A 12,029-nucleotide genomic window follows, 5' to 3' on the forward strand; every position below is an offset into this window, starting at 1 on the left:
CCTTTACCGAACTGCTAAACTGAGTTCTAAATAAGATTCGCTTCTCTCTTCTTTTCAGTGGAGGGAAGCAACCAAACATAAGTAACCCAGTCGGGCAAGGAGGCACACCATGGCCATGGATGCAGGCGAACTACAGACCCTTATTAAAGCAGCTTTGCCGGACGCGCATGTTGAAATCAGAGATCTGGCAGGTGATGGCGACCATTACGCTGCTGTTGTTATATCTGAAAGTTTCCGCGGTAAATCCCGCGTACAGCAGCACCAGATGGTGTATCAGGCTCTTAAGGGTAAAATGGGCGATGATTTGCACGCTTTGGCGCTGCAAACCTCCGTTCCAGAATAACAAAAATCACAGGGTGCGACCAAATACTTGCATTACACCCGCAAGTTCCCATATGACTGGCCGCACCATAAACAAATTACAATCACGGTCATCGGGCTTTGACCCCGGTAGAGCGAAAGGAATTCGACGAAATGAGCGATATCCAAAACTGGATCAAGCACGAAGTAGAAAACAACGATGTTGTGCTGTTTATGAAGGGCACACCGAGCTTCCCACAGTGTGGCTTCTCCGGCCAGTCAGTGCAGATCCTTGACTACATCGGCGTGAAATACGTCGGCCATAACGTTCTGGAAGACGATAGCCTTCGTCAGGGCATCAAAGATTACAGCCAGTGGCCAACAATCCCACAGCTCTACGTCAAAGGCGAGTTCATCGGTGGCTGTGACATTATCCGCGAGATGTTCCAGTCTCAGGAACTGCAAAAGTTGCTTGCAGAAAAAGGCATCGAGACTGCACCTGCTGCTTAAGTCTCTGCTGGAAAATTGGATTCTTAAAACGGGCCGTCATTCGAGGGCCCGTTTTTTATTGTCATTGCATCACAAACAGATAGCATTGCCAGCACGCTCTTCAACGGCAGACAAATCATGTTCAGCACCGTAATTTTCGATCTGGATGGTACGATATGCCATCACAAAGCTTCTTACCCCAAGATTTTCTATGAGATCTTCGCAGAGCAATTCAACAAGCATAGCAACATCTGGTTACGCCATATGATGCACAATGGAGAACACAGCGGCATAGAAGCTGTTCATGCTTGCTTCCCAAACATGTCGCCCTCTCATCAACAACAGGCGCTGAAGACGTTTACAGACCGCTGGGCCGCCTGTCAGACACCATATGCAGGTGTCTTTGATGCAATAGTCCTGCTGCGCTCGCACTACAACTGCCAGATCGGCGTTATGACCAACGGCCCCTCACAATTCCAATGGGCTGTCATGAACAAGCTGCGAGTTCTGGATCATGTCGACTTTGCTTATGCCAGTGGCGACGCCTTTCCGGCCGAGTGCAAACCAAGTGTAGCGCTCCTGCGCAAACTAGAAGTCCGACACAACTTCTCGCCTGAAACGGCCCTGTTCATCGGCGACAATCCTCAAAAAGATATCCTTCCAGCCCGGGAGGCAGGCTGGCAGGCGCTGCACGTTTCCCCACATGACAAAGCAGCTGATCCGTTGCCCCTCTCCACTTTCCAAGACGCAATCGCCTCACACGCCAAGCTGGAACTGAACTGGAGTTCCTTGACGCTTTAATATTTGTGAATACAAGATGAACACCTCTCTCAGCGGCCCCTCACACTCTCCTTGCTAAAACCTGTAGTCAACAGAGTTCATCAGGGGATGAGAGATGCGAGTTTATCTAAGAGTTTTGATCCTTGGCATAATCGCTGGCAGTACCATGGGTGCTGTCGCCGCCAGCATTACTCCGTCTAACAAAGATGGGCTGGTACGCTACGAATGCAATCAAATGACTGTGTTTCAAAAGCGGTCTTTACTGAACGGCGCTGATGCCTGCCAGTACTATGGTGGCCTAAAGTGACAGCCTCAAAGAGGCTAAAACTCAAAACTACAAGAAAAAACCGCCGCATCAACAGACGCAGCGGTTGAAAAGTACAACAGTTAAGACAGCTGATTAAGGTGCATTGTCAAACAGCTTCTCAGTCATAGCTTCCGCAGCAGCACAAGGCTCCTGATCGCTCTCCCCCTGCTCTCCCGTATTCGGACGCAAGCCAACAAAATCAAATGCCTTTGCATCATGCAGGTGAGACGGGCTTACATGCGCAAGCGCACGCGCCATGATACCCAAACGACCCGGTGTCTCTTTTTCCCACTGCTGCAGCATGTTCTTTACCTGAACGCGCTGGAGACCATCTTGAGAGCCACACAGGTTACAAGGAATGATTGGGAAATCCATCGCATTGGAGAATTTCTCGATATCCACCTCAGAGGAATTCATGAGTGGACGCAGCACCATCAGGTCTCCATCATCATTCACAAGCTTGGGTGGCATGGATGACATACGCCCACCGTGGAACATATTCATCATAAACGTTTCAAGTGCGTCATCGCGATGGTGCCCAAGCACAATCGCCTCGCAGCCCAATTCGCGCGCAGTGCGATAAAGGATGCCACGGCGCAAACGCGAACACAAAGAACAATAGGTAGAGTTTTCTGGCAGCTTATCAGTGACGATGCCGTAGGTGTTCGCTCGCACAATCTCATTGGGGATTTCAAAGCGCTCAAAAAAATCTGGCAAAATATGCTGAGGGAAGTCAGGCTGAGACTGGTCAAGATTGCAGGCGATCAGGTCCACTGGCAAAAGACCGCGCCACTTCAAATCCATCAGAACAGCAAGCAGGGTGTAACTGTCTTTCCCACCAGAGAGGCACACCAACCATTTAGTTTTCTCCGGATGAGCTCCATCCGGCACCATTTTGTAGTCTGACAGAGCCTGGCGCGTCTCTCGCAACAACCGCTTACGCAGTTTCTTGAACTCAACTGAGCTTGGCACCTCGCGAAAAAGAGGGTGGCAGTCAGGAGATTGAGCTTTTTCCTCAACCACTATCTCGATTGCGTGTTCTGCGCTTAACTGGTTCATGGCGATGTCTGTTTTCTACTCATTGTGCATCAAGCTATGGACAAAAGGGCTTCGCGGAAGGTGCAATACCCTCCAAAAAAGAAAAGGGCCACCCAAGGGGCAGCCCAAATCAAACCGTTCAATGAACAACCATTAGCGGGAATAGAATTCCACAACCAGGTTTGGTTCCATCTGAACTGGGTATGGTACGTCACCGAAAGCAGGAACACGAGCAAATGTCGCGGTCAGCTTGTGGGTGTCAACGTCAAGGTAGTCAGGAACGTCACGCTCAGCGGACTGTACTGCTTCCAGTACGATTGCCAGCTGCTTGGACTTTTCACGAACTTCAATAACGTCACCAGGCTTACACATGTAAGAACCGATGTTTACGCGGCGACCATTTACGTTCACATGACCGTGGTTGATGAACTGACGAGCAGCAAACACAGTGAGAACGAATTTTGCGCGGTAAACAACTGCGTCAAGACGGCACTCGAGAAGACCGATAAGGTTTTCAGAAGTATCACCGCGCTGACGGGAAGCTTCATCATAAGTCTTACGGAACTGTTTCTCAGAGATGTTGCCGTAGTAGCCTTTCAGCTTCTGCTTAGCGCGCAGCTGCACACCAAAGTCAGAAAGCTTACCCTTACGACGCTGACCGTGCTGGCCTGGGCCATATTCACGACGGTTCGCAGGGCTTTTAGGGCGACCCCAGATGTTTTCACCCATCCGACGATCTAGTTTATACTTGGCGCTCTGGCGCTTAGACATCGCAGTTTCCTTAGCGTTTATCTGTAATTTTAAAGGAAACGCGCCCTCCTTTTCCTTCACAAACCCAAAAGGTTCACAAAGATTGACAGCGGTCCTGGCAAATAGCGCATGCCGAACCACACGGGTGCGTAAAACAAAGCGGCTTCAAAGAAACCGCCTTGGACAGCGCATTCCTAGTGAAAATGCATGAAAGAGTCAACGCACTATAGGCCAATACAAACCAGATACCTTCGCCAAATCAATACCGTGTTTGCGCTTCTTCGCCTCTCTGCTTGCTCCAGATCGCCGCATCGACCCCCTCAGACAGCTCAGGGTGCTCGGAAACGTCGAACAACGGCTCCTTACCTTCCTTCAATTGCCGGAGGTAATCCTTTGTCAGCAAGGACACTTTGGGAGCCAACAGCACAATAGCAACCAGGTTGATCGATGCCATCACTCCCATGGCTGCATCCGCGGCATTGAAAACAGTATGAACTGGCTGAATCGCGCCCCACAACACCATGGCCAACGATAATATGCGCAGCACCGTCAGCCCAGGGCGCCAACCATGCTCCAGGTAGATCATAGCGTTTTCTGCATAAGAGTAATTTGCAACGATTGAGGTGAATGCAAAGAACAAAATTGCAACAGCAATAAAGTAGATGCCAAAGTCACCTAAATGAGCTGCTGCAGCAGATTGCGTCAGCGCGATACCGGTAACTCCTGTTGTTGGGTCATATATCCCAGACAGAAGAATGATCAGCGCGGTTGCCGTACAGATCACAATCGTATCGATAAACACGCCCAGCGCCTGTACAAAGCCTTGGGAGGCAGGGTGATGAGGATCAGGAACAGCAGATGCAGCCACATTCGGCGCGGAGCCCATCCCTGCTTCGTTCGAGTAAAGCCCGCGGCGCACACCATTCATCAACGCAGCCATAACGCCGCCCGTAACACCGCCAACCGCTTCTTCAAGACCAAAAGCATGCGCTACGATACTCCACAAAGCACCCGGTACCGCTTCAAAGTTCCATGCCAGAATGCCCAGCGCAACAAGCACATAAGCAATCGCCATAAATGGAACAACCACCGCCGCGAAATGGGCGATCTTGCGCAGACCACCAAAAATAACCAGTCCCGCCGCAACAATCAAAACCACACCTGTCACGATCTCCGGCATGTTAAACGCGCTGTACATGACGTCTGCGATCGAGTTTGACTGAACGGCAGAAAACACAATACCAAAGGCAAAAATCAGCGCCACCGCAAAAACATGGCCGAGCAACGGGCTTTTTAAACCAGCTGCCATGTAAACAGCTGGGCCACCACGAAACTGCCCATCTTCATCTTCAACTTTGTAAAGCTGCGCCAAAGCACTTTCCGCGTAGGCTGTTGCCATGCCAACCAGAGCAACCATCCACATCCAGAAAATAGCACCAGGTCCACCCAGTGTGAGCGCAACAGCAACACCTGCAATATTCCCGGTGCCAACTCGCGATGCCAGACTGGTACACAATGCCTGAAATGAGCTGATCCCGTTTTTGTCCTCATGCCTTGATTTGCGAAGAACACTAAAGAACTGCCCAAAGTGGCGAAACTGAATGAACCCCAGCTGGATCGTAAAAAACACACCAACAGCCAGCAAGCCGTAAAGAAGAACATAATTCCAGAGAATGCTATTAGTATAATTGACGATGCTATTGATGATGTCCAAGGGTCCGTCTCCAGCAAATACGCAGGTCAGGAACAACTAGCAAAACAAATACAAGATCCGCCTAGAACATCCGCTTAAATATGAAAGGATTTTTGCTGAGCCCGGCAAGGAACCAGAAACCCAAAAACAGCAATAAAGCTCTAGTATTTTCAGCAAGGGTAGTCTTCAAGGCATGAACATCTGAAGCATCACCCACCCTCACTAATTGGTCACAAAGAAAAGGTCATCACACCCGATCGCCAAGGCGTCTTTGTCAACTACTTGTGCCAAACGCCGGGCAATGGCAGGGGCAGGGTCGATCCAGGTGACAGGCCAAGGAGCAATCCGGGCCATCTCTTCCTGCAAAAATGGGTAATGGGTACAGCCAAGGACAACACAGTCAGTGCGCTGACCATCTTTCTCAACAAAGCAAGGCGCAATTTCCTGTTTTAGTCGGCCAAGGTCAACGCCTCGCCCAGCCATTTTATCTTCCGCAAGTGCAGCAAGGCCGCTCGCGCCTACAAGAGCGATATGATGATCAGGAGCAAAGTCTACGATCATGTCCTGCGTGTAATCACGCTTTACAGTTCCTGGTGTCGCCAGCACAGCAAACACACCACTTCGTGTTTGTTGAGCAGCAGGTTTGATGGCTGGCACCGTTCCAACTACAGGAACCTTCAAAAAAGATCGTAAACTCTCAAGCACAAGCGTAGAGGCGGTATTACACGCCACAACCACGGCACTGGGGCTCCAAGCCTCACTTACGCTTCTTACCAACTTAGAGAGGTGCTCACACAATTCGCCTGCATCCCAGTCACCATAGGGGAATGCAGCTCGATCAGCCAGATAAAGCAATCCTGCCTCTGGCAGCGCTTGCTTTATCTCACGTTGGACCGACAGCCCGCCAACCCCACTGTCCAGCACAAGCACGCGGCCAGGCGTGTCTGCCTGCAAATGCAGTGACTGGAAGGAGGAGGCAGCAAGGCTATCTGACATTAACTTTTGTCCTTCACACCATACTTCTCAAAACAGGAGATCACCCCACGCATAATACGCACTTCATTTTCGGTGAGGTCTGCTTTTTGGAAGATATTGCGTAGCCTACGCACTGTAACAGGCTTTTTTTCGACCGGACGAAAGAAGCCGCGTGCGTCCAAACCAGTTTCCAAGTGCTCAAACATCCGCTGGATAGATTCTTGTGTCGCAGCTTCCCCATCATAATCATCTAAGGAAAACGGAAGGGCGCCCGCTGTGGCGACGCGACGCCATTCATAAGCACAAACAAGAACTGCCTGAGCAATGTTCAGGGAGGCATAAGTTGGATCAACAGGAAGTGTCACGATCCTATTTGATAAGGCCACTTCATCATTGTTCAGTCCCCAGCGCTCTCGGCCAAACATGTAACCTGATGGGATGCCGCGCAAACCTTGAGCAACGCTCTCATTTGCAGCCGCATCCGGCCCGACGACAGGTTTAGGGATATCGCGGCTGCGAGCAGTGGTCGCAAAGACAAGTTTCAAATCAGCAACCGCTTCTTCAACACTGTCGTAAACCCGCGCTGCATCAATCACGTGATGCGCTCGGCTCGATGCAGAGCGCGCTTTATCGCTCGGCCAGCCGTCACGCGGATTAATGAGGCGCAGATCATGCAGGCCAAAGTTAGCCATCGCGCGCGCAACCATACCGATATTCTCACCAAGTTGAGGCTCACAAAGAACAACAACAGGAGGAATGGCTTGATTTATTTCAGGAGTGCTTTCAGACATGCCGATGCTCTAGCCCATCATCCTTTAAATTTCCAGAGCAGTTTTATCATCAAAACCGATCAAGCACTGCAAACTCTTAACTTCGAAAGTGCCCTATCGTTTTGCATCACCGTAAGTTCACCCCCCGTTCCCCAGCCATACTAAACCTCATAGCAGCTCTGACTGGCGGGCTAACAAGGGTAAAATTCGGCGAATTCAATCAAGAGTAAAGCTGTGTTTTGGTGCTACTTAGAGAGTTAAGCCGTCTTTATGCAGCCTCTGATGGCTATACCCTCTATGAAGGAGACCCTGACGACATGTCTGGACAAGAACACAACACAGGTGGCACCCCGCCTCCACATGTCCCAGAGCCAGCCCCAGACCTTGCACAACTGGTGCGAGACAACTGGTGGAAGTTTCTGGTGCTCGGAGTATTGATGGTTATTGGTGGTATGATTGTGTTGATCATACCGTACGCGTCTTCCATCGCAGTAGCACTGGTGATTGGACTGGTTTTGATCGTCGTCGGGGTTCTTCAACTCTGGCACGCCATGCAAGTCAAAGAGTGGGGCGGCTTCCTCTGGCAATCACTCATCGGAATCGTGGCCCTCTTGGGCGGCATAGCAATCTATTATAATCCAGTTGCCGGAACGCAAGCACTGACCCTTGTGATGTCTATAGTCTTTATCGCACAAGGCCTCGCTCAGGCAGTACTCTCGTTTCGCTTGCGGCCACATGGTGGCTGGGGCTGGATTCTTGCATCTGGCCTTATCGCGATTGCAGCCGGTTTGATGATCTTTATGGACTTCCCTGCATCAACCGCATGGGCTTTGGGCCTCGTTGCAGGCATTTCTATTCTATTCAATGGTTGGAGCTATATCGCAATCGCGATGGGTGCACATAGAAGCCGTTCCTAATGCAAGCAAGGCATCAGGCCAACAACTCTAAAAGCTCAAATGTGCCGCGCATTTTAAAACACACGCGGCACATTTTATTTCCTAAAATTCCCGTAATGTAAAGGGTTGGCTAAGCCCAACATTGGCAGGCTGTTTTAGAATGCACGTAACTGCCATTCCTTGATGCTATCAATTGGGTGAAGGAGCATGATCACGTTGAGCGTGAGGTTATCTCTGATAATAGCACCCACGATAACTTCCATTGCAATGATGAGTACGATGGAAAGCCATACTGGCAAGCGCCCCGCTAACCAGAACCCAAACATCATCCATAGAATATCAAAGATGGAATTGAGTACACTGTCACCAAAGTAATCAAGCGCGATCGTCGCTTCTCGGTACCGGTTGATGACAAAACTCGAGTTTTCTAAGATCTCCCAGGCTGCCTCAAGCACGACCGAAAGCACCAATCGAAAGCCGACTGGCCAGCCAACGCCCCCGGTAAACAGTCGCCCTAACCACCAAAACAGCGCGTAAAACAAAAACCCATGAATGATGTGCGAGGGGGTATACCAATCAGAAATCTGTTGGCTACTTTGCGAACTGTTGACGTCTCCAACCCACAGTCTAATCTCTCCGCACTTACAAATAGGGTCGTGCCCCATTGCCAAAAGGGTAACGGCAGTAAGGATAAGAAGAGTAATGATAATCAAAGCATAATGCTTGGAGCTCAAACGGTCGAGCATTGGTCAAACCTTCACATTGAACAGATTGGAAGATCCTATTCGACAAAAACAAACAGGACCTTCAAAAAAGAATCTGTACACAAGTAAAACTGAAGCGGTTTGCCCCAAGCAGAAGCGCGACACAATCACCCAAACTAGAAATAGCCATTAAAACACAGCGGCGAATGAAAGAGGCTCACAAATCTCTTGAGCCTCCAGTATATGTTACAAGTTTCTAGTTCGGCTTTCCAAAAATCAACGAGGCATTCACACCGCCAAAACCAAAGCCATTGGACATCACATAATCCAGCTCTTTTTCTTTGGCTGTGTTTGCCACCAGCTCGTACTGAGAAGCCACATCATCTGGATTATCCAGATTAAGCGTCGGCGGCAAAATCCCTTCCCTCAGGGCCATAATGGCAGCAATCGCTTCAATCGCTCCAGCAGCTCCCAACAGGTGCCCGGTAGCTGATTTAGTAGAGGAGATTGCGAGGTCTTTGCCTCGGTCTCCAAATACAGCCTGAATGCCAGCAATTTCTGCGGCGTCTCCAATGGGAGTAGACGTGCTGTGTGCGTTGATATAGTCGATATCATCTGGTTCGATGCCAGCTTGCTTCAAGGCCTTACGCATCGCTTTTTGACCTCCAGAACCATCAGGAGGTGACGCCGTAACATGGTAGGCATCGGCAGATGTTCCGTATCCCATAACTTCTGCGAGAGGCGTCGCCCCTCTCGCTAGTGCATGATCAAGTGACTCAAGCACCAACATTGCAGACCCCTCCCCCATCACAAACCCATCCCGATCCCGGTCAAACGGGCGAGAAGCTTTCGCAGGATCTCCGTTGAACCCGCTTGAAAGAGCGCGCGCTGCCGAAAAGCCTGCAAATGAGACCGAATCAATGCAAGCTTCGGCTCCCCCGGCCAAAGCAACCTGAGCTTCACCACTTCGAAGCAAACGAACGGCATCACCAATCGCCTGAACGCTGGCGGCACAGGCAGTAACTGGCGTTCCTAAGGGACCTTGGAAGCCATGGGCAATGGAAACCTGCCCCGCAGCAAGGTTTGCCAGGAATGCAGGGACAACAAAGGGGGACAAGCGACTTGGACCCTTGCTCTCAACAAGCAAGGTCGCCCGTTTCATGGAAAGGAAGCCACCAACTCCGGAGGCAATAATGGTTGCCGTATCTTCACGCTCTTCATCAGTTTCCGGTGCCCACCCAGCTTGGGTCAAGGCTTCCTTTGCTGCAACAAGCGCATAGTGGATAAACAAATCCATCCTTTTTTGGTCACGTCGCGAGATGACAGCGCTGGCATCAAAGCCAAATTCATCCTCATCAATACCAGGAACTTCTCCTGCTATCTGGCATGCCTGATCACCTCCATCAAATCGACTAAGAGCACGAATCCCGCTTTTGGAAGCAATCAACTGCTCCCAGAATCTGTTGGTACCAACACCAAGGGGTGAAACAACCCCCATACCGGTTACAACAATCCGCATATTCCCTAACTCCTAAGTCAAAGAGCGCCATGCCTTAAGTACAAATGCGCCCTGCAAAGTGCTCGCATCCCAAATATGAAACCAATTAGTTTGTAGAGTAATTGGATATGATCGTAGAGTTAAGAGCAAACTGAACAACCGCAACCTAAAGTGGATAACACCTTGGTACTGCGCGATATTCGAGCTGTCATTGAACCTCAAATTTGCGACTGTCCCAATCCCATGATTTGAACCAGCAAAACTATTATAGTACACCCCGCAAATCGGTGTTGGTCTCAATTACCGTTGAAATTGCAGTTTGTTAGAGATCTGGGCTTATGTGGCTCATACGAATTTGGTATTACGTGCAATCCAAACACCGATTTACACTGGCATTAAATTGCGCACATGTGTATACACATGGAAAATTGAGCCTTAATAGGCATCATTATCACGTACCTAAAAAAGCATGAGGTCTCCTTAAATGGCGAAGATTAAGGTAGAAAATCCGGTTGTCGAACTCGATGGCGACGAGATGACCCGCATCATTTGGCAGTTCATTAAGGACAAGCTGATCCACCCTTATCTGGACATTGATCTCAAGTACTACGACCTTGGCATTGAGTCTCGTGATGCAACAGACGATCAGATCACCGTTGATGCAGCAAACGCAATCAAAGAACACGGCGTTGGCGTTAAGTGTGCAACCATCACTCCAGATGAAGCACGCGTTGAAGAATTCGACCTGAAGCGCATGTACCGCTCTCCAAACGGCACCATCCGTAACATCCTGGGTGGCGTCATCTTCCGTGAGCCAATCATCATGTCCAACGTTCCGCGTCTGGTTCCAGGCTGGACTCAACCAATCATCGTTGGCCGTCACGCATATGGTGATCAGTACCGCGCGACTGACTTCAAATTCCCTGGCAAGGGCAAGCTGTCCATCAAATTCGTTGGTGACGACGGCGCTGAGATTGAACACGAAGTATTCGATGCTCCTTCAGCGGGTATCGCAATGGCGATGTACAACCTGGATGATTCTATCCGCGACTTCGCCCGTGCATCCCTAAACTACGCACTGGGCCGTAAGGTACCTTGTTACCTCTCCACCAAGAACACCATCCTTAAAGTGTACGATGGCCGCTTCAAAGACATCTTCCAGGAAGTTTATGAAGCTGAGTTCAAAGAGAAGTACGAAGCAGAAAAAATCTGGTACGAGCACCGCCTCATCGATGACATGGTTGCTGCATCCATGAAGTGGTCTGGTGGTTATGTTTGGGCTTGTAAGAACTACGACGGCGACGTTCAGTCCGACACCGTTGCACAGGGCTTTGGTTCGCTCGGCCTGATGACATCTGTTCTGATGTCACCAGACGGTAAAACCGTTGAAGCTGAAGCTGCACACGGCACAGTAACCCGCCACTTCCGTCAGCACGAAAAAGGTGAAGACACCTCCACAAACTCCATTGCATCTATCTTTGCATGGACACGTGGCCTGGCACACCGTGCAAAACTGGACGACAACGCCGAACTTAAGAAGTTTGCTGAAACTCTTGAGCAGGTATGTGTTGATACAGTTGAGAGCGGCTTCATGACCAAGGATCTGGCGCTTCTCGTAGGCCCTGACCAAAAGTGGCTCACCACAACCGGTTTCCTCGACAAAGTCGACGAAAATCTGCAAAAAGCTATGGCTGCTGCATAAGCAACCTAACGCTGGTTTTGAAAAGGGTGCCTTCGGGCGCCCTTTTTTCTTGCCTGCAGTTTGAAATAGCCCAAAGCTTTTAGGCCTTCAGCCACTAAAATCTTAATCACGCCAAAACAATGCCTAA

13 protein-coding genes are annotated in these 12,029 nt (G+C 50.0%); 6 read left to right on the top strand and 7 right to left on the bottom strand.

Annotation, left to right across the window (positions count from 1 at the left end):
- Positions 1–109 precede the first annotated feature (109 nt).
- The 4 genes from BMZ51_RS13110 (at position 110) to BMZ51_RS13125 (ending at position 1,876) form a co-directional block, all read left to right on the top strand.
- Positions 110–343: a BolA family protein gene (locus BMZ51_RS13110; protein ID WP_068001991.1), complete on the top strand. Its 234-nt coding sequence runs from the start codon at positions 110–112 to the stop codon at positions 341–343.
- A 131-nt stretch (positions 344–474) separates the two neighbouring features.
- The gene (grxD, locus tag BMZ51_RS13115; protein ID WP_068001994.1) at positions 475–810 is read left to right on the top strand and encodes a Grx4 family monothiol glutaredoxin; all 336 of its coding nucleotides are present in this window, start codon (positions 475–477) and stop codon (positions 808–810) included.
- 117 nt (positions 811–927) lie between these two features.
- A complete protein-coding gene (locus BMZ51_RS13120) occupies positions 928–1,590 on the top strand; it encodes an HAD family hydrolase (RefSeq protein ID WP_068001997.1) in 663 nt (220 codons plus the stop codon).
- A 94-nt stretch (positions 1,591–1,684) separates the two neighbouring features.
- A complete protein-coding gene (locus BMZ51_RS13125; protein WP_068002004.1) occupies positions 1,685–1,876 on the top strand; it encodes a hypothetical protein in 192 nt (63 codons plus the stop codon).
- Positions 1,877–1,969: 93 nt separating this feature from the next.
- Here BMZ51_RS13125 and ttcA read toward each other — a convergent pair whose 3' ends face one another.
- The 5 genes from ttcA to BMZ51_RS13150 form a co-directional block, all read right to left on the bottom strand.
- Positions 1,970–2,935, bottom strand: a complete 966-nt coding sequence (ttcA, locus tag BMZ51_RS13130) for a tRNA 2-thiocytidine(32) synthetase TtcA (protein WP_068002005.1) — start codon at positions 2,933–2,935, stop codon at positions 1,970–1,972.
- 132 nt (positions 2,936–3,067) lie between these two features.
- Positions 3,068–3,685, bottom strand: a complete 618-nt coding sequence (gene rpsD, locus BMZ51_RS13135; protein WP_068002799.1) for a 30S ribosomal protein S4 — start codon at positions 3,683–3,685, stop codon at positions 3,068–3,070.
- A 238-nt stretch (positions 3,686–3,923) separates the two neighbouring features.
- Positions 3,924–5,369 carry an alanine/glycine:cation symporter family protein gene (locus tag BMZ51_RS13140; RefSeq protein ID WP_175485030.1) on the bottom strand — a complete coding sequence of 482 codons (1,446 nt, stop codon included), beginning with the start codon at positions 5,367–5,369 and terminating at the stop codon, positions 3,924–3,926.
- 210 nt (positions 5,370–5,579) lie between these two features.
- The gene (gene murI, locus BMZ51_RS13145; protein ID WP_068002011.1) at positions 5,580–6,353 is read right to left on the bottom strand and encodes a glutamate racemase; all 774 of its coding nucleotides are present in this window, start codon (positions 6,351–6,353) and stop codon (positions 5,580–5,582) included.
- Positions 6,353–7,123: an RNA methyltransferase gene (locus tag BMZ51_RS13150; RefSeq protein ID WP_068002013.1), complete on the bottom strand. Its 771-nt coding sequence runs from the start codon at positions 7,121–7,123 to the stop codon at positions 6,353–6,355. Before BMZ51_RS13150 ends, murI begins: the two co-directional genes overlap by 1 nt.
- A 296-nt stretch (positions 7,124–7,419) precedes the next feature.
- On the opposite strand from BMZ51_RS13150, the gene BMZ51_RS13155 reads away from it, so the two are divergent.
- Positions 7,420–8,019: an HdeD family acid-resistance protein gene (locus BMZ51_RS13155; protein WP_068002802.1), complete on the top strand. Its 600-nt coding sequence runs from the start codon at positions 7,420–7,422 to the stop codon at positions 8,017–8,019.
- Between the two features lie 134 nt (positions 8,020–8,153).
- On the opposite strand, the gene BMZ51_RS13160 is transcribed toward BMZ51_RS13155, so the two are convergent.
- Together BMZ51_RS13160 and fabF are read right to left on the bottom strand one after the other, a co-directional pair.
- Entirely contained in the window at positions 8,154–8,744 is a 591-nt protein-coding gene (locus BMZ51_RS13160) for a DUF2585 family protein (protein WP_068002015.1), read from the bottom strand.
- 214 nt (positions 8,745–8,958) lie between these two features.
- Entirely contained in the window at positions 8,959–10,221 is a 1,263-nt protein-coding gene (fabF, locus tag BMZ51_RS13165) for a beta-ketoacyl-ACP synthase II (RefSeq protein ID WP_068002018.1), read from the bottom strand.
- Between the two features lie 463 nt (positions 10,222–10,684).
- On the opposite strand from fabF, the gene BMZ51_RS13170 reads away from it, so the two are divergent.
- Positions 10,685–11,902 (top strand): NADP-dependent isocitrate dehydrogenase, encoded by a 1,218-nt coding sequence (locus BMZ51_RS13170; RefSeq protein WP_068002021.1) that lies wholly within the window; start codon positions 10,685–10,687, stop codon positions 11,900–11,902.
- The last annotated feature ends 127 nt before the right edge of the window (positions 11,903–12,029 follow it).

It is taken from the genome of Pseudovibrio axinellae, from assembly GCF_900110875.1.
In the GTDB taxonomy this organism is placed as follows: Bacteria; Pseudomonadota; Alphaproteobacteria; order Rhizobiales; family Stappiaceae; genus Pseudovibrio; species Pseudovibrio axinellae.